At 62.3% G+C, this 24,094-nt stretch carries 24 protein-coding genes and 1 pseudogene; 18 read left to right on the top strand and 7 right to left on the bottom strand.

Annotated elements, in window-relative coordinates; translation table 11 throughout:
• Nucleotides 1-24 precede the first annotated feature (24 nt).
• Complete coding sequence (locus EJ072_RS33260) at nt 25-1,197, top strand: acyltransferase (protein WP_126083029.1); 1,173 nt, start codon at nt 25-27, stop codon at nt 1,195-1,197.
• Nucleotides 1,198-1,272: 75 nt separating this feature from the next.
• Here the strand turns inward: EJ072_RS33260 and EJ072_RS33255 are convergent, their stop codons facing one another.
• The 3 genes and pseudogenes from EJ072_RS33255 to EJ072_RS33245 all read right to left on the bottom strand — a co-directional run.
• Nucleotides 1,273-2,370, bottom strand: a complete 1,098-nt coding sequence (locus tag EJ072_RS33255; RefSeq protein WP_126083028.1) for an acyltransferase — start codon at nt 2,368-2,370, stop codon at nt 1,273-1,275.
• A 194-nt stretch (nt 2,371-2,564) separates the two neighbouring features.
• Nucleotides 2,565-2,882 carry a YMGG-like glycine zipper-containing protein gene (locus EJ072_RS33250; protein ID WP_126083027.1) on the bottom strand — a complete coding sequence of 106 codons (318 nt, stop codon included), beginning with the start codon at nt 2,880-2,882 and terminating at the stop codon, nt 2,565-2,567.
• A 177-nt stretch (nt 2,883-3,059) separates the two neighbouring features.
• Nucleotides 3,060-3,314, bottom strand: a pseudogene (locus tag EJ072_RS33245) (type II toxin-antitoxin system HicB family antitoxin); the annotation flags it as partial.
• 64 nt (nt 3,315-3,378) lie between these two features.
• Here EJ072_RS33245 and EJ072_RS33240 point away from each other — a divergent pair.
• Nucleotides 3,379-5,727 (top strand): plasmid partitioning protein RepB C-terminal domain-containing protein, encoded by a 2,349-nt coding sequence (locus tag EJ072_RS33240; protein WP_126083025.1) that lies wholly within the window; start codon nt 3,379-3,381, stop codon nt 5,725-5,727.
• A 135-nt stretch (nt 5,728-5,862) separates the two neighbouring features.
• Here EJ072_RS33240 and EJ072_RS33235 read toward each other — a convergent pair whose 3' ends face one another.
• Together EJ072_RS33235 and EJ072_RS33230 are read right to left on the bottom strand one after the other, a co-directional pair.
• Nucleotides 5,863-7,380, bottom strand: a complete 1,518-nt coding sequence (locus EJ072_RS33235) for a PAS domain S-box protein (RefSeq protein ID WP_126083024.1) — start codon at nt 7,378-7,380, stop codon at nt 5,863-5,865.
• A 207-nt stretch (nt 7,381-7,587) separates the two neighbouring features.
• A complete protein-coding gene (locus EJ072_RS33230; RefSeq protein ID WP_126083023.1) occupies nt 7,588-7,860 on the bottom strand; it encodes a hypothetical protein in 273 nt (90 codons plus the stop codon).
• 161 nt (nt 7,861-8,021) lie between these two features.
• Between EJ072_RS33230 and EJ072_RS37170 the strand changes: the two genes are divergently transcribed.
• The 3 genes from EJ072_RS37170 to EJ072_RS33215 are packed head-to-tail and all read left to right on the top strand — an operon-like array spanning nt 8,022 to nt 12,162.
• Nucleotides 8,022-8,327, top strand: coding sequence for a hypothetical protein (locus EJ072_RS37170; RefSeq protein ID WP_245467084.1), 306 nt, complete (start codon nt 8,022-8,024; stop codon nt 8,325-8,327).
• Nucleotides 8,324-9,181, top strand: a complete 858-nt coding sequence (locus EJ072_RS33220) for a thermonuclease family protein (RefSeq protein WP_245467083.1) — start codon at nt 8,324-8,326, stop codon at nt 9,179-9,181. The genes EJ072_RS37170 and EJ072_RS33220 overlap by 4 nt, the downstream gene beginning before the upstream one ends.
• A 35-nt stretch (nt 9,182-9,216) precedes the next feature.
• Complete coding sequence (locus tag EJ072_RS33215) at nt 9,217-12,162, top strand: TrlF family AAA-like ATPase (RefSeq protein ID WP_126083022.1); 2,946 nt, start codon at nt 9,217-9,219, stop codon at nt 12,160-12,162.
• 100 nt (nt 12,163-12,262) lie between these two features.
• Here EJ072_RS33215 and EJ072_RS33210 read toward each other — a convergent pair whose 3' ends face one another.
• Complete coding sequence (locus EJ072_RS33210; RefSeq protein ID WP_126083021.1) at nt 12,263-12,967, bottom strand: helix-turn-helix domain-containing protein; 705 nt, start codon at nt 12,965-12,967, stop codon at nt 12,263-12,265.
• 83 nt (nt 12,968-13,050) lie between these two features.
• Between EJ072_RS33210 and EJ072_RS33205 the strand changes: the two genes are divergently transcribed.
• Genes EJ072_RS33205 through EJ072_RS33190 form a run of 4 tightly spaced genes read left to right on the top strand, consistent with a single transcriptional unit; the run spans nt 13,051 to nt 14,086 of the window.
• On the top strand, nt 13,051-13,299 hold the full coding sequence (locus tag EJ072_RS33205; protein WP_126083020.1) for a Cro/CI family transcriptional regulator: 249 nt from the start codon (nt 13,051-13,053) through the stop codon (nt 13,297-13,299).
• Nucleotides 13,296-13,586 carry a hypothetical protein gene (locus EJ072_RS33200; RefSeq protein WP_041005524.1) on the top strand — a complete coding sequence of 97 codons (291 nt, stop codon included), beginning with the start codon at nt 13,296-13,298 and terminating at the stop codon, nt 13,584-13,586. Before EJ072_RS33205 ends, EJ072_RS33200 begins: the two co-directional genes overlap by 4 nt.
• Nucleotides 13,564-13,860 (top strand): hypothetical protein, encoded by a 297-nt coding sequence (locus tag EJ072_RS33195; RefSeq protein WP_126083019.1) that lies wholly within the window; start codon nt 13,564-13,566, stop codon nt 13,858-13,860. The genes EJ072_RS33200 and EJ072_RS33195 overlap by 23 nt, the downstream gene beginning before the upstream one ends.
• Entirely contained in the window at nt 13,853-14,086 is a 234-nt protein-coding gene (locus EJ072_RS33190; RefSeq protein ID WP_126083018.1) for a hypothetical protein, read from the top strand. The genes EJ072_RS33195 and EJ072_RS33190 overlap by 8 nt, the downstream gene beginning before the upstream one ends.
• 25 nt (nt 14,087-14,111) lie before the next feature.
• Here the strand turns inward: EJ072_RS33190 and EJ072_RS33185 are convergent, their stop codons facing one another.
• On the bottom strand, nt 14,112-14,393 hold the full coding sequence (locus tag EJ072_RS33185) for a DUF982 domain-containing protein (protein ID WP_126083017.1): 282 nt from the start codon (nt 14,391-14,393) through the stop codon (nt 14,112-14,114).
• Between the two features lie 137 nt (nt 14,394-14,530).
• Here EJ072_RS33185 and EJ072_RS33180 point away from each other — a divergent pair, with 137 nt between their 5' ends.
• The 9 genes from EJ072_RS33180 to EJ072_RS33140 all read left to right on the top strand — a co-directional run bounded on the left by EJ072_RS33180 (nt 14,531) and on the right by EJ072_RS33140 (nt 24,093).
• Nucleotides 14,531-15,865, top strand: coding sequence for a P4 alpha zinc-binding domain-containing protein (locus EJ072_RS33180; RefSeq protein WP_126083016.1), 1,335 nt, complete (start codon nt 14,531-14,533; stop codon nt 15,863-15,865).
• 24 nt (nt 15,866-15,889) lie between these two features.
• Nucleotides 15,890-17,653: a phage/plasmid primase, P4 family gene (locus EJ072_RS33175; protein ID WP_126083015.1), complete on the top strand. Its 1,764-nt coding sequence runs from the start codon at nt 15,890-15,892 to the stop codon at nt 17,651-17,653.
• Between the two features lie 314 nt (nt 17,654-17,967).
• Complete coding sequence (locus tag EJ072_RS33170) at nt 17,968-18,804, top strand: hypothetical protein (RefSeq protein ID WP_126083014.1); 837 nt, start codon at nt 17,968-17,970, stop codon at nt 18,802-18,804.
• Between the two features lie 93 nt (nt 18,805-18,897).
• Complete coding sequence (locus EJ072_RS33165) at nt 18,898-19,494, top strand: phage tail protein (protein ID WP_210211616.1); 597 nt, start codon at nt 18,898-18,900, stop codon at nt 19,492-19,494.
• Between the two features lie 154 nt (nt 19,495-19,648).
• Nucleotides 19,649-20,236 carry a hypothetical protein gene (locus tag EJ072_RS33160; RefSeq protein ID WP_126083013.1) on the top strand — a complete coding sequence of 196 codons (588 nt, stop codon included), beginning with the start codon at nt 19,649-19,651 and terminating at the stop codon, nt 20,234-20,236.
• On the top strand, nt 20,233-22,230 hold the full coding sequence (locus EJ072_RS33155; RefSeq protein WP_245467081.1) for a terminase gpA endonuclease subunit: 1,998 nt from the start codon (nt 20,233-20,235) through the stop codon (nt 22,228-22,230). The genes EJ072_RS33160 and EJ072_RS33155 overlap by 4 nt, the downstream gene beginning before the upstream one ends.
• Nucleotides 22,227-23,252 (top strand): phage portal protein, encoded by a 1,026-nt coding sequence (locus tag EJ072_RS37430; protein ID WP_189343151.1) that lies wholly within the window; start codon nt 22,227-22,229, stop codon nt 23,250-23,252. The genes EJ072_RS33155 and EJ072_RS37430 overlap by 4 nt, the downstream gene beginning before the upstream one ends.
• Nucleotides 23,252-23,821 carry a phage portal protein gene (locus EJ072_RS37425; RefSeq protein WP_126083011.1) on the top strand — a complete coding sequence of 190 codons (570 nt, stop codon included), beginning with the start codon at nt 23,252-23,254 and terminating at the stop codon, nt 23,819-23,821. Before EJ072_RS37430 ends, EJ072_RS37425 begins: the two co-directional genes overlap by 1 nt.
• Nucleotides 23,821-24,093: a hypothetical protein gene (locus EJ072_RS33140; RefSeq protein ID WP_126083010.1), complete on the top strand. Its 273-nt coding sequence runs from the start codon at nt 23,821-23,823 to the stop codon at nt 24,091-24,093. Before EJ072_RS37425 ends, EJ072_RS33140 begins: the two co-directional genes overlap by 1 nt.
• Nucleotide 24,094 lies beyond the last annotated feature (1 nt).

Below are 24,094 nucleotides of genomic sequence, written 5' to 3'. Positions count from 1 at the left end.
TCGCTCGCCATGGTGCAATGCAGCATGAACAATAGCCCTACAGAGTCATCGCGCATCGAATGCCTGGATGGCCTTCGCGCCGCCGCAGCATTGTGGGTGCTGGTCGGCCACTGCCTGCTGCTGACGGGCTGGCATCTCCCGGTGCTTGGCGACCCGGCGCTGGGCGTCGATCTCTTCATCATGCTTTCGGGCTTCCTGATGGTGTTCCACTATCAGTTGCGCCAGGACAAGGAGCCCTGGCAAAGGCCTGAAACCTGGCTGAAATTCTGGACGCGGCGTTATTTCCGCATTGCGCCGCTGTTCTACGTCATGCTGTTCTTCGCACTGGCGTTCGGCCCGTATGTTTATGAGTCGCGGACAGTCATCGACGCATTCGTGGGCCGTGTGCCGCAGGCGCCAGAGCGCTACCTTGACAGCAGCCTGAAGAACATTTTCGCCCACCTGACATTCCTGTTCGGCCTTTCCCCGAACTTCGCCTACCGGACGCCGCTGCCCGACTGGAGCCTCGGGCTGGAAATGCAGTTCTACGCGGTCTTCCCGGCGCTCATGCTTTTGGCGCGGCGTTTCGGATGGGTCTGGAGCGCGCTAGTCGTTGCGGCGCTCGGCGCCCTGGCGGTGGTGGCCCTCAAGTTGATGTCGGTTCATTTCCCGATGCCGTCCTTCCTGCCGCTGAAGATACAGGTTTTCCTGTGCGGCATGCTTCTGGCGGGCGTTCTGGGGCAGAGCCAACCGCGACCGCTGCTGCATCTGGCCCTGGCGATGGCGCTCGCGGCGATCCCCTTCGGCGACGGCCACGGCCTTTCGAAGTTCCTGATACGCGAAGCGCTGGTGCTTGGGTTCTTTGCCCTCGTCCTCTATCGGATGCTGCCCGGCGCGGCGGGCGCCGCGGCGCGAAAAGTCGCCGTCGCATTGGGCGGAGGCATCTTTCATGTGCTCGGCGAACTGTCCTACAGCATCTATCTGATCCACCTTCTCATTCTGCAGCCCGTGGCGGCCTTCGTGATTACCCGTTATGGCGACGGCCTCGGCGCGCCGCTGCGCTTCGCCATCGTGCTGGCGGTCGTGCTGCCGGTAGTTTGTCTTCTGTCCTTCTTGACCTACAGGCTCATCGAGATGCCCGGGCAGCAACTCGGACGCGTGGTGTTGCGCCGGTTCGCACGTAAGGAGCCAGCGCTTGAGCCAAGTCCCGCCGAGTAGCATCAGCAAACGGCTGCACATCGCTGATCTGGCGCGTTGTCCGATCGCCGCCGATGCGGCAGGACCTCGGCTAATTTAGAATTGCGTCACTTCCTCGCGTGCGCGCCGCAGTGAAAGCAGATGCCGCAGCAGCGTCCGCGCATTCTTGTCGTAAACGTAGTGCGCGAATGCAGCGACCGCGATGACGAGAATGGATGTTCCCACGACGAATGGCAGGCCGTGCTGGTTCCGCAAGGTTCCAGTGACGGATTCGTCTAGGATGTTCACGATCCTGATCAGCGGCGTGTGAAGCGCATAGATGGCGTAGGAGATGTTGCCGGAGAACAGGGCGATCGCGCGCCAGAAGCCCGAGAGCCGCAAGCGGGAAGCCATGAGAACAAGCCAGGGCCAGACCAGCACTATCATCGCCAGGTCGTATAATTGCGCGTTTCCGGCGGGCCGGAAGATCATCAGTCCTGCGCAAAGCGCCAGCAGGATGGGCATGTAGAGATTGCCATCCCGGCTGACCCCGGTCGCATATCGCCGCAGATAAACGCCGAGGAAGAAGGAAAAGGCGATCCGGGCGGGAGCCGCGATCGTGCCGTCCCAATGAGCGCCGCCGCCCAGGCTGAAGCCCTGCCAGGCCATTAGCGCCAGCACCAGGAAAGCAAGGCTGAAGATAGCGGCCAGCGAGCGGCGAGCGAGCCTCAGGGCCAGCGCGGCGAAAACCGCGTTGGCGACAAGTTCATAGAAAAGCGACCAAGCCGGACCGTTCAACGGAAAAAGCAAATCTGGACCGACTGAAAGCGACGGCGGCGTCGGCAGGAAAAGCAGGGAAAACGCAAGGCTCGCAAGCAAATCCAGCCGCGAATACGAGCTTAGCCCGTGCATCGCGATGGTCGCTCCCACGCCGGCCATGGCAATGCCGATGCCGGCGAAATATAACGGGTAGAGCCTGACGATGCGGGCCTCCGCGAATTCCCGGAAAGACATGCCTTTCCGGAACTTGTCGTCATAGGCGTGGGCGATCACGAAGCCGCTCAGCAGAAAGAACAGGTCGACGGCGAGAAAGCCTGACGGGGCCAGATCAAGATGCTGCGCCGTCAGCTCGCGGAAATGACCAAGCATCACCAGAACAGCGGCGATGCCTCTTAAGCCGTGCAAGGCGTCGAAGTGGGTTGTCTCAGGTCTCAAACCGCTCTCCGGTTATCCCGAACCCGCCAACGTCGCCCAATTCATCTACGCATTGATTGTGCGTCGCACAAGAAACTTTTTGCGGCGCACGCTAGTGGAATGTGTCCACCAGTCTTCCCTGGCCTGCGGGAACGAGAGGGCACCTTCTCCCCGTAACGAGGTCCGCTAACGGGGAGAAGGAAGAACCGGCACGATCAATAATCGCCGTTGTAATACCGGTCGTCGCACGGGGCGGTGTAGATGCGGCCGTAGCGGTCCTGGTAGCGGCAGAGCTGCTCGCCGCGGCGCTGCGGGGTGGTGGCTGAGCCGACAACGGCGCCAAGCAGCGCGCCGCTCGCGGCGCCAATCACCGTCGACTTGGTGTTGCCGCCGATCGCCTGGCCGACAAGCGCGCCGCCTGCGCCGCCAACCAATGCGCCGGTGGTAGCCCGCTGCTGGCCTTCGGTCTGCGTCTCGCAGCCGGCAAGTGCCACCGTCATCAGCACCGCCAGAATGGCCTTCTTGATAAACATCACTCGAACTCCTCTGAAGCCCCGGGTGTCTGCTGGGGCGAACAAAGCCCGAGTGCGGTCGCATTGCGGCGGAACGGCGGCAGAGCCCGCTCACGAACTGAATCAGGGTTTCTCGGCGGTTGAAGGCAATGGTTGCCAAACGGGAAAGGGCGGCACTGCCGCCGTAACCCTTCAGGGGGTCCTCAATGGGACCAAGATGGTTGTGAGCTCCCGATTGTCGACGCCCTCCATAATCTGCTCAAGAGAGCTAGGTTCTGGGACGGCCTCGCCATCGTCTATCAGGCCTTCAATGTGAAAGGCGAGAGCCTGTTCGGCTAACTCGCGCGCCTCGTCGAAACTTGCGCCGGCCGTAACGACACCGGGAAGGTCGGGGAAAGACACCCCGTAGTCACTGGCTTCCTCTTTATGGATCAGTCCGATGTATTGGCGCATTCTGATCCCTTGCCGCTAGGTGATCGACCGCTAGTTTAAAGCACCAGCACGACGGTGCAAGGCGATGGACAAGTCTGCAGCGGCCCACGATCCTCCAACAGCGAGGCGACGAGGCCGTGCGGCTCAATATCTTCGCATGTCCACCGATCAGCAAATCTACTCACTTGAGAACCAAAAGGATGCGATCCGCAGTTACGCGGGCATCATGGGGTACGACATTGTTGCGACATATGAGGATCCGGGCCGCAGCGGGCTCAGTCTTCAAGGGCGCCCGGGCTTACAGAAGCTGCTGTTCGACGTGGAAAACGGGTTCGCAGATTTTGAGACGGTAGTGGTCTATGACGTCAGTCGCTGGGGTCGATTTCAAAACGTCGATGAAAGCGCATCCTACGAATATAGATGCCAGTCGGCCGGAGTGCGGATCGAATTTTGCGCCGAGCAGTTCGCAAATGACGGAACCATGGGCTCTGACGTGCTCAAAGCTATCAAGAGGACGATGGCGGCCGAGTACAGTCGCATGCTTTCGCAGAGGTGCTTCATCGGCCAGAGCCGGATCGTTCAAATGGGATTCCGCGTAGGCGGGCCGCCGGGCTATGGTTTCCGGCGTCTGTTGGTGGACCAGTCAGGTGAACCCAAAGGCATCCTGAAGCGAAAAGAGTGGAAAAGCCTTGTCTCGGACCGAGTGGTCAGAGTGCTCGGTCCACCCGAGGAGCTTGAGACGGTCCGATGGATATTCGACCAATTTGTAAACGAGGGAAAGACGAAGAGGGAGATCGCCAACGCGCTCAACGCCCGCGGGATGGTGACGGATCACGGCCGGCCCTGGTCGATCCGTTCGGTGAAGACGGTACTGACGCATGAGAAATACATCGGCAACGTCATCTGGAACCGCTCTAGCAGCAGGCTGACAAGTCAGCGGATCCGCAATCCCGCCAGCGCCTGGATCCGCGTCGAGAATGCATCCGCGCCAATTGTCAGCTCCGAGCTGTTCGATCGTGCCCAGGTTGAGGCAAAGGCGCGTCTGTTCCGTATGACCGACAATCAGATGCTGGTTCCCTTGGCCAAACTTCTCAAAAGGAAAGGAGCGCTGTCGGAGAGGATAATCAACGCCGCCCGCGGTTGTCCCTCGAGCTCCCGATTGAAACGGCGCTTCCGGACACTCGCCGAGGTATATCGCCGGATCGGATATAAGCCTCCGCGCAACTACGAATATATAAGCGTAAATGTTGATCTTCGTGACCGCAGGCACGAAGTCGTCGAAGAGCTAGTAGCAGCTATAGAGGACGCGGGCGGTTCGGCTCGATATGACCCGGACAGCAAGCTGGTCACAGTAAACGGCGAATTCACGGTTGCGATCTGGATCGCGCGCTGTCGCCTCTCACGGCATGGATACCCGCGCTGGGCGTTCAGAAGAAGGAGATTCGCGGGTGCTGACTTGTCGGTATTGATCAGGATGCAGCCTGGCGATGCTGCGATACGCGACTTCCTCGTTTTGCCGGGGCATGAGGCGAACCATGTCTTCCACGTCCTCAAGGCAGAAAATGGCTGCCCGATAGATTCCTTCGTGTTTGCGACACTGGATATCCTGGTGGCCATGGCCAGACGTGCGCCTGATCAAATCCTCCCCCCAACGATGCGTCAGCTCCATCGCGGTATCGCCGGCACTGGTCGCCATTTCGCCGGTCTCAAGCATGCACCTGAGCCGTCGAACCCTCTGCGCGGGTACGTTTTGCTGAGAAACTTTATCCATGAACGCATGCGAATGCGTCACTTCGTGACGACGACGAACGAACTGCGAAAGCACTGGGACAGAACAGCCCAGGCTATGCGCCAATTGATGACCGTTAAAGCATTTCGAGAGTTGCTGAAGAGCGAGGGGATCGAGACAATGCCGAGCATGCTGATGGAAACGATCCCACCGTCCCACCTCGCGCTGATAAGGGCGGAGCGCCCGCTTGCAGCATGCCAAATTGAAGGAATTTGCGCCGACGCTCTCGGCTTGCTCGAAAACTGCCCTGTTCCTTCGATCATCTTTTCTTACCTGCGCGAGGTTAGCTTCGAAAGGCAGGTTGAGATGGCAAAGATCATGCTCGCCTTGGGTAGTGTGAGGGCCGACTTTGCCAAGACCCTTGTCGCACTAACGCCGCGATCACAGCTTGCCGATCCCTCATCGCGGCGGAAGCGGTTCCACGGCATCAAGGCTGCTCAAGTCACATCGATGGAGGCTGAATTTGGTGAAGTGAGCCATGAGTTTCTAAACGCCGTAGCCACCCATGGTGTTCGGGCTCTCGGCCTCGTCGCGGCTCACGGTTATCTGGGCCGGATCCTGGAAAATCCGAAGGTGGTTCGGTATCTTGCCCGCGACTTCCCGATACAGTTTGCGCAATTCCAGTGGCTGCTGCAAATACGCTAAGGCAATGCCGGCCCATGTCCTCCAACGCACTGAATTGTGCCTGAGGGCAAACAGAGGCTGTCGCGTTTGTTCCAACGCCAACTCGATTTCGCTGAGCGCCCGCTGGAGCTGCTGCCCCGACAAGCGGCTAGGACATCAGGCCGAGAATCTTTCACTATCGATCGTGATCTCGAGCACAATTCCGGCGGCGTCCCAATCTCGCACGACTCCGCCAAGCTCCCTCGCCGCGGCGCGGATCAAGCGGCTGCCGAATCCTTCGTCTTCGGTTGCGATCGGAGGTGGTCCTCCGACCTCTCGCCATTGGACAGTCACCTTGCCGTCAGTGTTCGAGCAGGCGATCTCTATCGAGCCGGCGGCTGCCGAGAGGCTGCCATGTTTGGCAGCGTTGGTGGCGAATTCGTGTAGCAGGAGAGAAAGCGGCGTGATCATCGCTGAAGGCACCGGCATATCGATGCCACTGATCGCGAAGCGGGGATGCTCGTCGGTTCCATGGCGGTATGGCTCGAGGATTGCCGCGACCAATGCATGTAGGCTCGTCGCGGCCTGAACAGACGGGCCAGTCGAGGGGAGCATCGTCAGCGCATGCGCCCGGGCGAGGGCGCCGAGGCGGTCGGACACGGTGGAGGCGAGCGCGGCCGGCGTTTCTGCGGCTGGCGCGCTCAAATTGACGATGGTCCTTGCGATCGCAAAAAGGTTCTTCACGCGGTGGTCCATCTCGCGAAGCAGCAGCTCCCGCTGCTCCTGCGCGCGCAGGCGCTCGGAGATGTCACGGCCGATCTTGGAAACACCGACAATTGCGCCGGACGCGTCCGCGATCGGCGAAGCGGTCAAGGAGATCGGAATGCTGCTGCCATCCTTGCGCAGGCGAACGGTCTCGAAATGCTCGACATGCTCTCCATGGCCAATGCGGGCCAGAATCTCCCGCTCCTCGTTCTGGCGATCGGGCGGTATCAGCAACATGAGCGGACGTCCGACCATTTCCTCGCGGCCGTAGCCGTAGAGGCGCTCGGCGCCGCTATTCCAGTCCGTGACGATGCCGTCCATATCCGTCGCGATGATGGCATCATCCGAGGATTCGACCAGTGCACTCAGTCGCGCTGCTGTCGTTTCCGCCCGCTCCCGTTCGATCGCAAACCCGAGCTGACGGGCAATGGTCAATGCAAGTTCGCGTTCACGATCGCCGAAGCGGTGGGGTGCTGGATAGTAGACCATGAACTTGCCGATGAGCTCGCGGGAGCTGGCAAGCGGGATGAAGGCCAGCGCTTGGATACCCTCGCCAAGGACGGTGTCGATGAGCCGCCGGGATTCACCGCTGAGACGAATATCCTCGACAAAGATTGGCTCGGCGTCGTGCTGATTGCAGGTCCACGGTGTGTGGCCGTTGACAGCCCTGCGATAGTCTTCGGAGAGAGAGCGCCAGGCGACGAAGCTCATGACGCCGTGGCTGTCAAATCTCAGGATCGAGGCGCGCGACGAACCGAGGGCGTCGCATATAGCGTCCAGCGCTGCATCGTAGATCTCGCCAAGGCCGTTGGCCCGGTAAAGTCGGTCGGTGAGACGAAAGAGGACGGCTTGCTCCCGGACAATATCGCCGTCGGCCGGCCCACGCTGGCCTCGCCCCATGCCCGCATTACTCACGGCCCCGTGCTGCATGGCTCTGTCCCACGGACGGCTCTATTGAAGTTCGGCCATCCTCGACCAAATAACAGCGTCCAGGGTTCAGGCCCTTGGACCGCAGACCCCGATCAACCAAACAATATGCGCCTTGCGCAGTTTCGCAATAGGGACTTGGGGCCGTGACGCTAGTTAGGACCGTCAGTCGTTATCGGTGCGGCTGTTGCGCTGATGCGAGCCGCAATATCAGGTCTTCGGCGGGCCGCAGCGTCCTTTCAGCACGGCGATTTCGGTCTCGTGGTCGCCGCCGGACATCGACGCGACCGGCACGCCGATGAGGAAGACGCCAAGCGCGTCGCCGTTCGCAGCCTTGTTCTGCTGGTTTGTCAGAGTCGCCAGGCGCTCCTTGTCGGCCTGGGTGCAGGGGCCAGCATTGGGCACGCCCGCTATTTTGTCCGGTGGCGTTGCGCAGCCTGCAATGCAAACGATTGCAGCGACGGTTAAAACAAACCGCTTCATAGTCCCCCCAAAATCCAAACCCGCTGTCAACGTTGCTTAGCTTCGCACGGATGGCAAGCGGCCAAACTCGGATTCGACAACAAAATTCGAATGAAGCATTATGCCAGCCGGGGTCGGGGGTTACCTCTGTGGATTTAGGATCGTATTTTGCCGCAGCGAGTGTGGTGCTGTTGTCGGGCTGTGCTGCCGACTATTTGAACAATTACGATACGATGACGCTTGCGTCCGGCGACGCAAACAATGCCAATGCGCTTCTGCAAACGGTCGATCCGTTCAATCCGAACAGCAACAACACGCATATTGAAGGGGATGGGCAGCGCAGCGTCGCTGTGATCCAACGCTATAGATCGCCCGCTTCGGGCGGGGGCGGCTACACCGGCAACTGTCCGACCGATGAAAGCAGGGCGGCGGACGGATCGCGTTGCGGCGGCCGCTCGGCCGAGAGCCGCCCGGGCGGCCCGCCGTGATCGGCATCGACAAGTCCCGTTACGACAATCGCTCTGACCAGTGGCGGCGGCGCACTGGCTCGCGACGTTCACGCGCCAGGCGATGGGCAAGCGTCCCGCTTCGTCTTGTGCTTGTGACGGTCGCCGCGGTCTCGGCCCTGGTCACGCAATTCGTCATGCACAACAGCGGGTCGCTGCCGGAAATCAACCTGCAGAACATCATCAAGCCGAGGCCGGTATCTATCGCCGGCGTCGCCTCGGTGATCGACGGCGACACGATCGAGATCCACGGCCAGCGCGTGCGCTTCAACGGCATCGACGCGCCGGAGAGCCGGCAATATTGCGACGACGCAAAGGGCTTCGAATATCCCTGCGGCCGCCGCTCCGCCGAAGCGCTGGGCAAGTTCCTCTCCGCCTCCAGGCCGGTGCAATGCGCCTTCGTGACCTGGGACAGCTACGGGCGCTTTGTCGGCAACTGCACACGCGCCGACGGAACCGACGTCGCTGCCTGGATGGTCGGGCAGGGGCAGGCGCTGGACTGGCCGAAATACAGCGACGGCGCTTATGCAGCGCAACAGGCTAAGGCGCAGGCGGCAAAGCTCGGTCTATGGGTTGGCAACTTCCAGGCGCCCTGGGATTGGCGAGCGCAGCGCAGTGATGATGCGCAGGCGCCGTCGACGCCAACCTTCGCGCTCGGCAGCGGCAATGCCGGCTGCAACATCAAGGGCAACATTTCGGCGGACGGCGAGCGGATATACCACGTCTCCGGACAGAGATATTACAGCGTCACCATCATCAACGAGGCCAAGGGCGAAAGATGGTTCTGCTCGGAAGCCGAAGCCGTTGCAGCGGGTTGGCGTCGCTCTAGGCGCTAGCTTCCAGCGTTTCGATTTTCAACAAAGGAGAATGTATGAGTTTCGATCGCGGCGCCGAATGGCACAGATGGGATCCTCATATCCACGCCCCTGGCACTCTGAGAGAGGATCGATACGGGGGCGATTGGGACGGTTACATTGCGGCGATAGAGAACGCTACTCCCGCGATACAGGCCCTCGGCATTACTGACTACGGAGTAACAACTACCTATCAACGTGTAATGGCTGAAAAAGCCGCGGGGCGCTTGAAAGGTGTGGACCTGATTTTCCCAAACGTCGAACTGCGGCTGGACGTGGCGACGGTCAGAGGTAACTTCGTAAATCTACACCTGCTCGTCAGTCCAGAGGACCCCAATCACATCGGCGAGCTAAATCGCTTTTTGCAACGCATTGAATTTCGGCGGGCCGGCAAAGACACCTACGCTTGCACACCGGAAGATCTCATTCGCCTCGGCCGGGCCGTTGACCAAAACATTAAAGACGACAGCATCGCGCTCTCGCACGGAATTGGTCAGTTCAAGGCGAACCTCAATCAACTAATGGACGTCTACCGCGACATGGACTGGGTCCAGCGAAATGTGATCGTCGCAGTGGCTGGGGGAGCCGATGGCTCATCCGGCATAAGAGAAGCGGCCGACGCGACCGTTCGAGAGGGTATTCAGCGCGCGGCCCATGTTATTTTTTCCGCCAACCCGATCGACCGAGAATTCTGGCTGGGCCGCGGAAAGGAATCATCGGAAAGTATAATCGAATTTTACGGGGCGCTGAAGCCATGCCTGTGGGGATGCGATGCACACGAAATTGCTCGAGTGGGGAAGCCTGACCTCAACCGCCTTTGCTGGCTCAAGGGCAAGCCATCATTCGACACTCTGCACCAGGCTCTGATCGATCCTGAGCGGGCATACGTGGGGCAAGTGCCGCCGTCCGGAGCTAGCCCATCGATGGTCATAGATACCGTGACGATCAGCAACGCTCCCTGGGCTCAGACTTCCGTCGTCAGGTTGAATCCGGGGCTGGTAGCGATCATTGGAGCCAGAGGCTCCGGGAAAACTGCTCTTGCAGATGTGATAGCAACCGGCTGCGACTGCTACACCGCCTACGATGATAACTCCTTCTTAGGTCGGGCACAGGAACTCCTTTCCGGCGCCAAAGTGACGGTCGCATGGCAGGATGCACACGAGACCACGACGCGGGACCTTGCTGACCCGTTCAAGCGCGATGCTGATTCCTATGAACGGGCAAGATACCTCTCGCAGCAGTTCGTTGAAGATCTATGCTCAATTCGCGGGATGCCGCGCCTAATTTCGGAGATCGAACGAGTGATCTTTGAGGCACATCCGGCGATCGATCGCGATGGCGCTGCGGACTTTCGGGAGCTGCTTGATCTCCGCGCCGGCGTGTATCGGCAAGCGCGGCGACAAGAAGAAATAAACTTGGCCAGCGTGTCGGATCAAATTGGGATTGAGCTAGAGAAATCCCGGCAGGTAGCGGGGCTGGATGAACAAATCTCAGGCAAGGAAAAGCTGATCGCCGGATTGGTCAGGGACCGCGATGCGCTAATCCCAAAGGTGGCTAGCAAGACCGGCGAACGTTTACACGAACTCACAGCTGCCGCCGAGACGGTGCGCGGCTACATCAGACACTTCTCTAGTCGCCTAGCGGCCATTGCCGCACTTGGTGTGGAGGTTGCGGACATTCGCAAGAACCAGGCGCCCGACGGGCTACGTGACTTAAAGGAGCGGAACCGCCCGGCAGGATTCAAGGAGGACGAATGGCAGCTTTTTCTGCTTACCTTCTCGGGCGACGTTGACAAGTCAATCCGCGACCAAACTGCAACGGCCGAGACGAACCTCGCGGCATGGAAGGGCAAGAAGCCGCAGAGTCCGGTACACGACGGGAGTTTCATCGGCGCCGACGCAAAGTTAGAAAAGTTGCCGTTGGCAGTGCTGGAAGCTGAAATTGAGCGTCTGGGAGGTATTCTCCTGCAGGATGAGGCAGTAGCCAAACGCCTACAGGCCCTGAACAAGCGCATCGGCGAAGAGAAAACCACCTTGGCTCAGTCAAAGGAACGACTTGCTGACTGCAGGGAAGCTGGTGGCCGTGCGGCTAAGCTCGTCAAGGATCGCGAGGGCGGCTACGAGCAGGTGTTCAAAGCAATTCTCAACGAGGAGAAAGTGCTGCGGGACTTGTATGCTCCGATTACCAAACGTCTTCAGAGCGAAGGCGGCAGCCTTGGCAAAATAACGTTTGTGGTCGAGCGCAAGGCGGACGCCGCGGGCTGGGCAGCGAAGGGTGAGAAGGACCTCTTTGACGTTCGAGGGGGGCCATTTAGAGGTCGCGGCACTCTTGAGCAGGAAGCCACCAGGCAGCTCAAGCCCGTCTGGGAGACTGGCGACGCAAAAGACATAGCCCAGGCCATGGCGAAGTTCCGAGCGCAATTCGAAACGGAGTTGCTGGACCGGGGGCCGTCGCGTGCGGATCCGGCCGCCTATCGCCCATGGTCCCGCCGCTTCGCACAATGGCTTTACAGCACGCAGCACATAGGAATTGAGTACGCCATTCGGTACGATGGCATCGACATTCAAAAGCTATCGCCGGGCACCCGAGGTATCGTTCTGGTGCTGCTGTATCTCGCCCTCGACGACGGGGACTCTCGCCCGCTGATAATCGATCAGCCCGAGGAGAATCTAGACCCCCAATCGGTTTACCAGGAGTTGGTACCTTTATTTCAAAAAGCCAAGCTTAGGAGGCAAGTGATTATGGTGACGCACAACGCCAACCTCGTTGTGAACACCGATGCAGATCAAGTCATTCTGGCAGAGGTTGGGACATCAAATGGACGAGGTCTTCCCCCTATTACCTATCGTTCTGGAAGCCTCGACCAAGAAGAGGCTCGCCGCTTTGTCACTGACGTCCTCGAAGGAGGGGAGCGAGCCTTTAGAGATCGAGCGAAACGCCTTCGAATTACATTAGCTCGTTAGCCGAGGAGGATCCAAGTCAACAGCGACGGAGCAGCCCACGGACTTGATCCTCGGCCGGATTAGGAGCTCAGTTTGGATGCTCAGGCGGCCTGATCCGCCGCTATCGCGCGTTATACTTCCCCACCACCCGGTGGCAAATCGGCCAATCAACCCGGCTCTCCGTAAACGTCTTCGCCGGCCGATATTGCTCCAGCGTCCATTCGCGGTCGTTCATGCCGACCAGGCGCTTGATGATCGCTTCCTCGTCCCCTCGCTCCTTCGGCGGGGTGTGGAAAAACACGGCGTCGGAATCCCGCGCAGGCTGCAGATGCGGGTTCACCAGCGCGGTGTCGCCGGGCCAATAGGCAGGGATCATGGATTCGCCGCGCACCAGGATGCCGTAGCCGCCGCGAACATTCTGCAGCACCGCCGGGCGCTTCACCCAGTCGATCGCCTCGAAGGTGACGATCATATGGCCTTCGCCGCCCATCGCGGCAGCGTAGATCGGCAGGTCGCGGCCGCCGACCAGCTCGTCGCCGGGGATGATCGGCGTGCGCGAGGCTCTTGGCTTCGGCTCGCGAACGATCGGCACGGGTGCCGCGCCCGAGGCGTCGAGAAGCCAGGCGACATCGGTCTTGAGCAGCCCGGCAAGCTCGGGCAGGCGCTCCATATCGGGGCGGGTGGTGTCCGCCTCCCATTGCGTGACCGAGACACGCTTGATGCCAAAGTGACCGGCGATGTCGTTCTGCGTCAGGCCGGCAGCCTCCCGCGCCTGGCGCAGGCGCTGGCCGAGGGACGTCGAGTCGGTGCGTGTCGTCGCGATCATGCCGCAGCATAGTAATTATTGCTTACTTTTTTGCAAGCGAATGCCTGTTGACATAGTAGGTAGGTAATACCTACCATGATGCCATGATCGAAATCGTCAGAATCGCAGCCGCCAAGGTTGGCGGATTGGGCGCGCTCGCCTCGCATCTGGGTATCCGCCACCAGGCCTTCTACTCGTGGAAGCGGGTGCCGGCCGAACGCGTGCTCGACATCGAGCGCGCCACCGGCATCTCGCGCCATGCACAGCGGCCCGACCTGTTCGGTCCCGATATCCTTGCCGGTCCCGCATCCTCCCAAGCCGGGACCGGCAGCGGCGAGGAGGCGCCGCGATGAGCCGCGCCTCCTCGATCAAAGTGCCGGCAAATGGCCGGGAAAGCCGGAATGCGCCAGTCGATTTCACGCTCTTCGCGCTTTTCCTGGAAGCGCGGCGCATCCATCGCGGCAAGTCGCCGACGCGGGTGGCGCGGGAAGCCGATGTCGAGGTCGACGCAGTGTTTCGCGCGGCGCGCGGCCGCGATCCGGGCGCCGACGAGTTTCTCGCGCTCTGCGCCTGGATCGGCGAGGAGCCGGCGCTGTTTCTCAAAAAGGAGGTCAGGCATGGTCAGGCTCGCTGCCTATGACTATCGCGAATTGGGCAAGCTGTTGCGGGCGAAACTCAATGAAGACGGCCGCGGCTGGCGTGCCTGCGCGGCCGACATCGGGGTAAGCGCCCCCGACCTTTCCCGGATCTGCAATGGCCAGACTGCCTCGGCGCCCAAGGTCATCGCCGTGTGCGACTGGCTGAGGCTTTCCTTCCGCGCCTTCTACCTGCCGCCACCGGCCGTGCCGAGGCCGGAGATTGCCGAAATGTTTCACGGGAAGAGCACTGAAACGGAAAGGTCGGTCGATGTCTGAGATGCCAGCAATCTTTGGCAGGCCGGAGGGCATCTGCCCGCGCAAGCTGTTCCGCCTGGCGCTGCCCATGCAGGCCGAGGGCGTTCGGCTGCTGTTCGAGATGGGTCAGAGCATGGGCCAGGTAACGGCTCGGCTGGGCCTGTCCGCGCAACAGGTGCGAGGGTTGTTGAGCGATCAACGGGTGTTCGTGCGCGGCGGCGAGGGGATCGGTCAGGATCCGAGATGATCGAGGAGACGCTGCTTTGATCCGCTCAGCAGATCTCGAAGATCCCACCTTTCCGGACGGCCTCGAGTTGTCGCGTTACCGCGATATGCGCCATCCTCGCCCAGCTTTCGAAGGCAGCTCTGGCATCACCAACAGATGTGCGTCCGTCATAGGCAGCGCAACACGCTTCGGTAGCGCAACGGTGCAGCTTGCAACGGCGTTGAATCGGCCATTCCTCAAGAAATTCGATCGCGTCCATCGCGCAGCAGATTTCTCTAGGCCCGAATTCATCGTCCACCAGAAGCGGTGGGTCAAAGCGGTCAGCCATAGCTTCCTCCGCCCGGCCGCTTCAAGGCGGCCAGAGAGCAAAAATTCCCGAGTTGTCGAAGGGCGCCCGCGGCGCTGTGAGGAAGATATCGGGATGGCGGCCGATAGCGTCAAGACGTTCCCAGAACGGGGGCGGAAATGATGCACGATCCAGTCGCTCTCTTCGTCGAAGACGCCCGTGCTGTATCGATCGACGATGCAGCCAAGAGGCTCGGTCTGAAGTTCAGCGGGAGGCGACACGAACACCCGCAGCCATGCCCGCATTGTGGCGGCACCGACACCTTCGCCTTCAACACCGCCAAGAACAAATGGAACTGCCGCGCCGGCGGCGTCGGCGGCAATGACGGCATCGGCATGGCGGCGCATTGCGAGGGGCTGGATCCGCATCGTCGCGCGCATTTCCTCGAAGCCTGCTCGATCGTGCTTGGCCAGCCGGTACCCGACGAGGCGGAACAGGAAAGCGCGGAAGAACGAAACCAAAGGCTGGCGCGGATCGAGCTGCGCCGGCGGCAGAACCAAGCCGATGCCGCGACCCGGGCGGACAGCCAGGCTGATTTCCGCGAGAAGGAACGCAACAAGGCGCGCGGCATCTATCGGCCGCTGGCGCCGCTGCGCACGTCATCGTTGTCGTTCGGCCGCTTCTATCTCGGCCGGCGCTGCGCCGGCTATCCGGATGCCACCTGGCTGCGCGTCGGGTCCGACGTCACCTACTGGCACGGCCAGGACGAGCGCGGCGCTCCGATCGCGCTCTATTCCGGTCCGGCGATGGTAGCGCCCTTCATCGGCCCCGGCTTCGAGCTGATCGGCTGCCACATCACCTGGATCGACCTCGACCGTGCGCCGAAGTATCGACCGATCCTGTATGGGCTGACCAAGGAAGGGGAGAAAGCCGGGCTCGTGCCGTGGGCATTCGGCGATCCGGCACCATCGGCCGACGATCTCTCCGCCGGCCTCTACGAGCAGCTCGCAACCAAGAAGATGCGCGGCTCGAAGAAGGGCGCGCTGATCCCGATCGCCGGACATCCGGAAGCGCATCGCTGGGTCGGCGGCGAGGGGATCGAGAACGGCGTCGCCTTCGGCGAATGGGAGGGCTGGCGCGACGACAGCTTCTATTTCGCCGCCGGCGATCTCGGCAACCTGTCAGGCCCGGCCGAGGCCTCGTCGCGTTTCATGCACCCGACGCTGAAGAAACCCGACGTCAGAGGCGTGATGCGCCCGGTGATGATCGCGGGCTCGAAACCAAAGATCGACCAAGCGCCGGACGATGCGATGTGGGTCGGCGACCATGTCGACGAGCTCGTGCTGCTCGCCGACGGCGATTCCGAGCGGGTGATGACGGCGGCCGCGATGGCCCGGGCACGCAAGCGGCATCAGCGGCCCGAAGGTGAGCTGCAGAGGCTGATCCCGATCATCTGGCCGCGTTCTGGCTACGATTTTTCAAAAATGGCGGCGGAAGCCGAAGCGGGGACCTGAGTGGCAAAAAAGAAGAAGACTGGCATGCCCGACGAGGTCGCGGCCGTGCTCAAGGAAGCCCAGCGCCAGGCGGCCGCCTATGGCGACCCCGCACCCCTTTCCGGTGATGGCGTGACTGGTGCAGGTGATGACGAGGATGGCGAGCCCGGCACCGCGCCGAAGGATTTGAGCCAGGTCGACTGCAATATCGTGCGCCATTGCGCCGGCCTCGACCATTCCGACACGGACAACGCCGAAAGGCTACTCGCCCATTTCGGCGAGGACCTTTTAGTGCGCGCGCAATCCAAGGCCAGGCGGGCAGCCTTTGCAGTCTGGACCGGTACGCATTGGGATATCGAGACTGGCGAGCCCCGTGCCTTGGCGATCGCCCAGAATGTCGGCGGCCGCATCGCACTCGAGGTCGATTTCATCGAGCCGACCGAGGCGGAACGGCATGCGATCGAGAGCGGGCTGAAGGCCTGCAAGATCGCCGAGGAAGAGCGGACGCCCGCGCAGAAGCGGCTGGCGAAGCTGGCGGAAGCCGCGCAGGCGAATGTCGCCCGGCGGGTCAGCCGGCGAATGACCCATGCCGTGTCGTCGAAGAACAAGGCCAAGCTCGAAGCCATGCTTGCCTGCGCTGCGCCGCACATCCAGCGCGGCCCCGACGAGTTCAATGCCGACCCGCTGAAGGTTGCGCTGGCAAGCCACACGCTCTGCTTTCGCCGTACCCGCAAGCGTGTGCGCAATCCTGCCTATGACGATCCCGACGACAATCGCGAGGACGTGCCCGAATTCATCGAAGTGCCCGATGCCGAGCTGAAAGTCGTGGAAGGGCATCGACGCCAGGACATGATTACGCAGCGCGTGCCGGTGGAATACGACGCGCAAGCGACATGCCCGAAATGGGACGAGTTCGTACGCGACAAGCTGCCGATCGACGCCGTGCGCCGCATGGTGCAGGTGGCATCAGGCCTGGGGCTGGTCGGGCTGACGGTTCAAAAGCTGTTCTTCCACTACGGCAAGGGCGCCAACGGCAAATCCGTCTACATGGAAACGCTTTGCCGGCTGCTGGGCGAGGTGTCGGTCACGCTGCCTTCGGAGTCCTTCATCGGCGAAGGCAAGGCCGGCGGTGCGGCCAATCCCGATATGGCGCGGCTCTATGGCCGGCGTTTCCTACGCGTGAAGGAACTGCCTGAGGGCGAGGATCTGCGCGAGAACCTGGTCAAGGATCTGACCGGCGGCGAGCATTTCACCGTGCGCGACCTGTTCGAGGGCTATTTCGATTTCCGGCCGGTCTTCACCGGCCATATGTCGGGCAACGGCTATCCGCGCATCTCGGGCACGGACAACGGCATCTGGCGGCGCATGGCCGTCATCCACTGGTCGAAGATAATCGCCGAGGCGGACCAGCGCGAGTTCGAGGAGGTGGTCTCGGAATTCGTGCCGGAATATCCGGGCATCCTGAACTGGCTGATCGAAGGCGTGCTGATCTTCCTTCGCGAGGGGCTTGTCATCCCCGACGCCGTGCGGCTGAAGACGCAGGAGTATCGCGACGAGATGGACCGCACATCAGCTTTTTGCGCGCGCTGCGTGGTGCCCGATCCGGCGGCCGAGCTGACCGCCAAGCAGTTCTACCAGGCCTATGTCGACTTCACCGTCGACGAGGGCGGCAAGCCGATCTCGCTGACCGCGTTCGGGCTGATCATGAAGAAGAAATACGAGCGGGTGGATGGGCGCATCGTCGTCTACCGCGGCGTGCGCCTGGTCGACGTGCCGGCGTCGCGCGTACCCGACCAGGAGGTGCGATGAGCCCCGTACCCCTCCGGGACGACAGAGAGCCCGCGCGGTGGCGGCAGTCGCGGGAGTTCGCGACACGGCGCGATACCCCGGTTAACGGCGATAAGGGAAACAAAAACAAAAGCTTGCGGCAGTCTGCACCAGTTTCAACGCACGTAATGGGCGAAGAGCGGGGCGAGGGGCAACGGAGCATTATGCAATGGCTCCAAAAAACTGTCGCTGGTGTCGCGTCCACGCCCAACCCTCTGGAATCGCTCGCTTCGAGCTTTGCTCTGACTACTGCCTGACTCTCTCAAAACCATCGCGAACTGCTGCAGGAAGAAGACATGAAGACGGTAACGATTGATGAGCTGCTGACCTGGGCCTTCGTGCATGAATTGCCGAAGGGCGGCGGTGTGGAAGGGCTGGACAATCCGCATTCGGCCTGGCGTTCCTTGCAGGCCTCTTCCTGGGGCAAGATCACCGGCTTTGGCGAGCTTGGCGCGCTGATCGACGGCGGCCGCAAGGACTACGAGAATTTCTGGCTCGAGCAGGGCGAGCCGCATGAGGATGCGGTAACCGTGGGCCGTGAAGTCGCAGCGCTGGCCGGGTGCGAGGTCGTGATCCCGGCCGGGTGGAATGCTTTGGCCGATTGGCCCGATACGCAGGGCCTGGCCGAACTCCATGTGGCGAGGGCAGTCGACCGCTACGGCAGACGGTCACGCGAGCAGCGCGGCGAGGGGATTGTTTCGCTGGTCGTCGGCACCGCGATCCTCGGCCGCGAGCCGGACTGGACGGCAGAGCCGTCGAAGATCCGATTGGCTGAACGTGCCGGTCGGCCGGCCTGGTTCGTCATGAAGCGGGTGACCGACGAGAACGGCCAGACTTTCGACATCGAGGTGCATGGCTATGACGAACGCGCCAAGCGGCCGGTCAGCGGCGCCTACCGGAAATACGAATTCTCCACCGACCCGGGCGGCGACATCATGGGCAGGCTCGATTATCAGATCTGGGTCGCGACGCTGCGCCGGCTGGAGGGCGAGCTTGACACGCAGCTGACCGCGCATCGGCTGGTGTTTTCCGATCGCTCGATGACGCCTTGGCTGGATGCGGACAGGCCGGGCGTCTGGCTGGCTGACAGGGCCGCCGCAGGCCACGTGAAAAAAACTGCCTCTGTCCGTTGACGCGCGTCAGAAACTTGACCTACCCTGAACACGGTAAAAAGAACTGGCCCCGGCGCTCCTCGCGACCGGGGCTTTTCATTTCGGAGCGCGAGCGTGGCCGGCCTGCTGGAGATCAGGTGGGCCGATTTGTCTGGGCTGAAGCGGCTGGATAACGCGCTTGGCCGCCTGAGCGACCTGCAGCGCAGCGAAGTCCTGCGCCGCGCCGTCAACCACGTCGGCGACAGGCTGCGCACCAGGCTGACACGCGCGCTGTCCAAGCAAACCGGGCTGCCCTATCGCACCATCCGCAGGGCCATCAAGGTCGAGCGCCCCACCTACGGCAAGCTCGCCTATGTCATGCGCACGCAGGGCGGCGACGTCTCGCTCAAATACTTCAAGCCGCGCGAGACGCGGGCAGGGGTGAGCGCCTCGCCCTTCAGCAAGCGCCGGCTGTTCACCGGTGATTTCACGAAGGGTGGCCGCTTTCCAAATCGCGTTACTGCCAAAGGCCTGGGCGGTCACGTCTATGCGCCTGACCGATCATCAACCAGGTGGGGCCGGCCGGTCTCGTTCGTCGACTCAGGCGTGATCATCCCCGCCGAAATGCTCAAAGGCGACACCGCCCAGGAATTCACCGAATTCGCCAATCGCGAGCTGCCGCCGAGGGTGATGCACGAGATCACCTTCATGCTCCCCGGCTTCTTCGACTGACCGGACCGGCGACCGGAACCGACCCGCAGACATTAGGGACCGTACGCCACCCCTCGACCAGAGACGGGCAGACCGGCCCCTGGGTTTTTGCCAGTCGCACCAGTGGAAAAGTTGGGTTGTCAGGGTTGTCAGCGGCTTGAAGGAAGTTGTCTGAATGCCGCCTGAAGAGACTGTGATGGCGACGCCGGCGGACGTGGCGGCGCGGGATGGCGTGACGAAACAGGCCGTCACCAAGCTCGTGCGGCGCCTGGTTGAGGAGCACGACCTTCCTGTCGAGCGCGATGCGCGCGACCGCATCATGCGCTTCTCCTTGGCGCACTATGACCATTACCGCGGCGAGTTCGCGAGTTCCGAGAAGATCGCAGCTGCGCGCAAGGATGCGCCATCGGCTCCGCCGGTCAATTCCAGCACGTCGCGCGATGAGGCGCTTCGGCAGGAAGCCTGGCTGAAGGTCGGGCGCGAGAAACTGCGCCGGCAGGAGCATATCGGCCAACTCGTGCGCGCCGACCGCATGCGTGAGGCCCTGACGGTCTGCGGCCGAGAGATCCAGTCGAGCATCGCCCGCCTGCAGAACAAGGCCGATGATATGGCGCTGGCCGTTTCACGCGAGGGTTCGCACGGCCTGCGCGTTCTGCTTCGCCAGATCGCTTTCGACCTCAACACCGAGATCGCGGATCGCCTCGCGGGCATCGTTACGCAAGCGGCCGAGCACGACGAGGCGCTCGAGGACGAAGAGCTTTGAGCATCCACATTGGCCTCGGCCATCCGGGAGCCCTGCGCCTGGCCGGCTCGGCGCTAGCGGATGCGATCAGGCCGCGGCCGCCGGCACGTTTTCGCGAGTGGCTGCCGAAGAACATCATCCTGGTCGACGGGCCAAAGAAAGGAGAATTCTGGGCGCTCGACGACGCGCCATATCTCGGCGAGATCGCCGACTGCCTCAGCATCGAGCATCCCTGCAATCTAGTTACAGTGCGCAAGTCGCAGCAGACCGGCGTGTCGATCCTCGCTCTGGCCTGGGCGCTCTACATCGCCGACACCGCGCCGGACAACACAATCTACGGCCTGCCGTCGATCGACTTCCTGCAGGACATGAACAGCCAGAAGCTGCAGCCGCTTATCGAGGTCTGGCAGAAGGAAACCGGCAAGCAAGTCATCTTTCCCGCGGTCAGCCGATCCGGCGCGGGGTCCACGATCTACGAGAAGCGCTTCGCCGGGGGTTCGCTGATGCTGGCCAACGCCAACGTGGCGACGGACCTTTCGGGCAAGACGACGCGCTACGGCGTCAAGGACGAGGTCTCGAAGTGGCAGACCCATGTCACGGGCGACGATCCGGAGACCCTGTTCTTCGGCCGCTTCACGGCCTTCCGGCGCACGAAGTCCTACAAGATCTTCGAATTGTCGACGCCAGAGATCGACACAGGCGACGAGCTCGGCGACGCGCAGGGGCACTGCCGCATCGACCGCTCTTTCAAGCGCTCCGACCAGCGTTTCTGGAACATCGCCTGCGTCGAATGCAAAGGCGAGTTCGTCCAGTCGCATGACGGTTTCCACCTCGACAGGCAGCATCCGCACAAGAGCTTCTATGTCTGCCCGCATTGCGGACATATCGTCAGCGAGACGGAGCGTGTCATCGGCGTCCGCAACGGACGCTACGTCGCGACGCTCACCGGTCCCGACCGGCATCCCGGCTTCCACGTCGACGCCTTCATCTCGCTGATGATGAGCTACGAGGCGATCGCGGAAGACATTCTCAATCAGGCCAAGCCCGGCGGGCTCGGCGAAAAGGGCATCTTCAATCTGGTTTACGGCCTTCCCGCCAAGGTGAAGGGCAACGCGCCGGAATATGAGCGGCTGATGGAGCGTCGCGAGCCCTTCGCCGAAATGAGGGTTCCGGCGGATGGCCTCATCCTGGTCGCCGGCGCCGACGTACAGCACAATGGCATCTGGGCCGTCGTCGTCGCCTTCGGCGAGGACCGGCAGAGCTGGATGCTGGGCGTGCGCTTCTTCGAAGGCACGACCGACAATCCTGGCGAGGGTGCCTGGACAAAGCTCGACGAGTTCTTCGCCAAGCCGCTCGACGACGCCTTTGGCGGCCGGCGTCGGATCGAGGCTCTCGCGGTGGACGGCGGCGACGGCGGCCGCACCAACCAGGTGCTGGAGTGGTGCCGCCGCCGCGCCAATGCCTACGCTGTTAAAGGCGTCGGCGGCCGCGGCGTGCCGGCGATCAGCGTTCCGGCGAAGAAGTCGGTCACCAAGCGCGGCAAGCGCAAACGCTTCGGCAGCGCCATGCTGTGGCCTGTCGGCACCTGGGGCCTGAAGGCGGAGCTGTTCGCAAACCTGCACAAGCTGGGCATGCGCTCGGGCGAACCGGCTGACCCGCCCGGCTATGTGCATTTCGGCGATTTCCTGCCGAAGGAATATTTCCTGCAGCTCACGGCCGAGGCGTTTGTCGCCGAGGTCGTGCGCGGCAAGTTCCATGAGGAATGGAAGCGGCTGCGGCCGGACAATCACTGCCTCGACGCCCATGTCTACGCGATGGCCATGGCTGAAATGCTCGGGCTCTCCACCAAGCGGGCGGACGACTGGTCGGCCTTGCGGCAGCGGCTGCAGCCGACGCCCGAGCCCGACCTGCTCAATGGCTTGCGCGTGGCTGGACCCGTATCGACGGCGCCGGTCGAGACGAGGAATGACGAGGCCTCGCAAGCCCGTCGCCAGAAATGGAAGAACCGCGGATGAAGTTGCTGGACAGGATATTCGGCAGGGGAGGCGCGTCCGCTTCGCGCCCGTCCCCGCAGGCCGGATATCTGCGCGACACCCGATCGAGGATTCTGTCGACGCGCGGCACGGCGCTGCGCGACCATCGCGACGAGGTGCGTATCGCCTGGCGGCGGGCCGCCGGGCTGGCGATGGACATCATCCAGAATTCCGGCCGGCTGCGCGGCGCCGTCGATCAGGTCATCGCCGACACGGTCGGTGTCGAGCTGATCCTCAGCCCCGCGCCCGACCTGTCGGCGCTCGGCTACGACAAGCAGGAGACGGACGCGTTCATCAAGCTGCTGAAAGCCGCGTGGAAGCAATGGGCCTGGAACGCGCGCGAGTGCGACCTCAAGGGCAAGTTCATCGTGCCGCAGAAGGTCGATGTCGCGTTGCGCCACGACGTCGTCTACGGCGAAGCCTTGGCGCTGATGGACTACATGTCCGTCCCCGAACGCCGCCGCTACGGCATCGCGTCCGGAACCAAGATGTGCCTGACCACGCCAACGGCGCTGGTCCAGGACACCAGCGAGATCGAGGGTCTCTACCAAGGCGTCATCCATGACCCGAACGGGCGCCCGATCGCCTATCGCCTCGCCGAAAAGGAAACCGGCATCGTCGTCAAGCGCGACCATGCGGCCCATGACGGCGAAGGGCGCCAGATGGTCGCCCATGTCTTCGATCCGGTGGACAGCAACGACGTTCGCGGCATCTCGCGCCTGGTGACGGCGTTTCGCGAATATCTGCAATGGGAAACCCTGGTCGATGTCACGATCCAGACCGGCATCCTGCAGACCGTCTTCGCCCAGGTCCTGACCAGCGAGAGGCCGTCGGCCGAAGCCTTCGAGGGGCTGGAAGCGCTCGGCGAGAGCCAGGACGGCAAGGCGCTCCGCGACGAGTTCCGCGACTATTTCCTCGCCGTCATGGACAAGGCGGCCGAAAGCGAAATTTCCGTCGGCACCGATCCGAAATTGTTCTGGCGCCGGGCGAGAAGCTGGAATTGATGTCGACCGGCATTCCGGGGCCGCAGTTCCTGCCGGTGTCGACCGAGCTGCAGCGCGGCATGGCTCGCGCGATCGGTATCAGCGTCGCCAGCTACACCATGAACTATGAGGGCGCGACCTATTCGTCGACCCGAATGGAGGGCGCTTCGCTGCATCCGGTGGTCACCCGCCGCCGCGAGCGTATCGCAGCACCCATCTGCCAGCTTGCTTACGAGCATCTCGTCGACGAGCTGATCGGCACCGGCCGCCTGCCGTTCAAAGGCGGCTACGAGGGCTTCAGGGCCAATCGCGACAAGGTGCTGTGGGCCAACTGGCAGGGGCCGGCCAAGGCCACCGCCGACGACCAGAAGAGCGCCAAGGCCGCGACCGAGCGGCTGCTCAACGGCACCTCGACGCCGGACATGGAATGCGCCGAGATCGGCGTCGACGCCGAGGAGGTCTTCGAGCGCCGGCTCTACTGGCACAAGCGCTATCTCGCCGAAGGCATGCCGTCGCCCTTCGTTCGCAACGCCGGCGACCCGAAGGATGACGTCATCCCGGCCGCGCCAAAGAAAAAGGAAGATGCGTGATGCCGGCCTTGGTCACCATCAATGGTGTCGAGGTCGACCAGGATGATCCTTGCGCGCTCTATCAGGCGCTCTATGCGGTCAAACTGCGCGCGCTCGCCGGAGAGCATGTCGAGGAACTGTCGATTCAGTCCCCGGTAACGCGTGAGCAGTTTCGCTTCACCGGCGCGAACATCAAGGCACTCGATGCTGAATTGATGCGCCTCGCGGCCGCCTGCTCGGCCAGGAGCGGTCAGCGCAGCCGCTATGCGAAGCGCATCCGCTTCACCTGCTGAG

The sequence above is a fragment of the Mesorhizobium sp. M2A.F.Ca.ET.046.03.2.1 genome (assembly GCF_003952425.1).
In the GTDB taxonomy this organism is placed as follows: Bacteria; Pseudomonadota; Alphaproteobacteria; order Rhizobiales; family Rhizobiaceae; genus Mesorhizobium.
This window is presented reverse-complemented; position numbering and strand designations above follow the sequence as displayed.

What these genes read in the sequence shown, in the direction of transcription:
- EJ072_RS33235 (WP_126083024.1), bottom strand. Translation starts at nt 7,380, where the DNA reads ATGCAGCACGGGGCCGTGAGTAATGCGGGCATGGGGCGAGGCCAGCGT.
- EJ072_RS33185 (WP_126083017.1), bottom strand. Translation starts at nt 14,393, where the DNA reads ATGGCTGACCGCTTTGACCCACCGCTTCTGGTGGACGATGAATTCGGG.
- EJ072_RS33240 (WP_126083025.1), top strand. Translation starts at nt 3,379, where the DNA reads ATGGACAAGTCTGCAGCGGCCCACGATCCTCCAACAGCGAGGCGACGA.
- EJ072_RS33210 (WP_126083021.1), bottom strand. Translation starts at nt 12,967, where the DNA reads ATGATCGCGACGACACGCACCGACTCGACGTCCCTCGGCCAGCGCCTG.
- EJ072_RS33160 (WP_126083013.1), top strand. Translation starts at nt 19,649, where the DNA reads ATGCCGCCTGAAGAGACTGTGATGGCGACGCCGGCGGACGTGGCGGCG.
- EJ072_RS33230 (WP_126083023.1), bottom strand. Translation starts at nt 7,860, where the DNA reads ATGAAGCGGTTTGTTTTAACCGTCGCTGCAATCGTTTGCATTGCAGGC.
- EJ072_RS33175 (WP_126083015.1), top strand. Translation starts at nt 15,890, where the DNA reads ATGCCCGACGAGGTCGCGGCCGTGCTCAAGGAAGCCCAGCGCCAGGCG.
- EJ072_RS33140 (WP_126083010.1), top strand. Translation starts at nt 23,821, where the DNA reads ATGCCGGCCTTGGTCACCATCAATGGTGTCGAGGTCGACCAGGATGAT.
- EJ072_RS33170 (WP_126083014.1), top strand. Translation starts at nt 17,968, where the DNA reads ATGAAGACGGTAACGATTGATGAGCTGCTGACCTGGGCCTTCGTGCAT.
- EJ072_RS33180 (WP_126083016.1), top strand. Translation starts at nt 14,531, where the DNA reads ATGATGCACGATCCAGTCGCTCTCTTCGTCGAAGACGCCCGTGCTGTA.
- EJ072_RS33195 (WP_126083019.1), top strand. Translation starts at nt 13,564, where the DNA reads ATGGTCAGGCTCGCTGCCTATGACTATCGCGAATTGGGCAAGCTGTTG.
- EJ072_RS33260 (WP_126083029.1), top strand. Translation starts at nt 25, where the DNA reads ATGAACAATAGCCCTACAGAGTCATCGCGCATCGAATGCCTGGATGGC.
- EJ072_RS37430 (WP_189343151.1), top strand. Translation starts at nt 22,227, where the DNA reads ATGAAGTTGCTGGACAGGATATTCGGCAGGGGAGGCGCGTCCGCTTCG.
- EJ072_RS33215 (WP_126083022.1), top strand. Translation starts at nt 9,217, where the DNA reads ATGAGTTTCGATCGCGGCGCCGAATGGCACAGATGGGATCCTCATATC.
- EJ072_RS33200 (WP_041005524.1), top strand. Translation starts at nt 13,296, where the DNA reads ATGAGCCGCGCCTCCTCGATCAAAGTGCCGGCAAATGGCCGGGAAAGC.
- EJ072_RS33190 (WP_126083018.1), top strand. Translation starts at nt 13,853, where the DNA reads ATGTCTGAGATGCCAGCAATCTTTGGCAGGCCGGAGGGCATCTGCCCG.
- EJ072_RS37425 (WP_126083011.1), top strand. Translation starts at nt 23,252, where the DNA reads ATGTCGACCGGCATTCCGGGGCCGCAGTTCCTGCCGGTGTCGACCGAG.
- EJ072_RS33205 (WP_126083020.1), top strand. Translation starts at nt 13,051, where the DNA reads ATGATCGAAATCGTCAGAATCGCAGCCGCCAAGGTTGGCGGATTGGGC.
- EJ072_RS33250 (WP_126083027.1), bottom strand. Translation starts at nt 2,882, where the DNA reads ATGTTTATCAAGAAGGCCATTCTGGCGGTGCTGATGACGGTGGCACTT.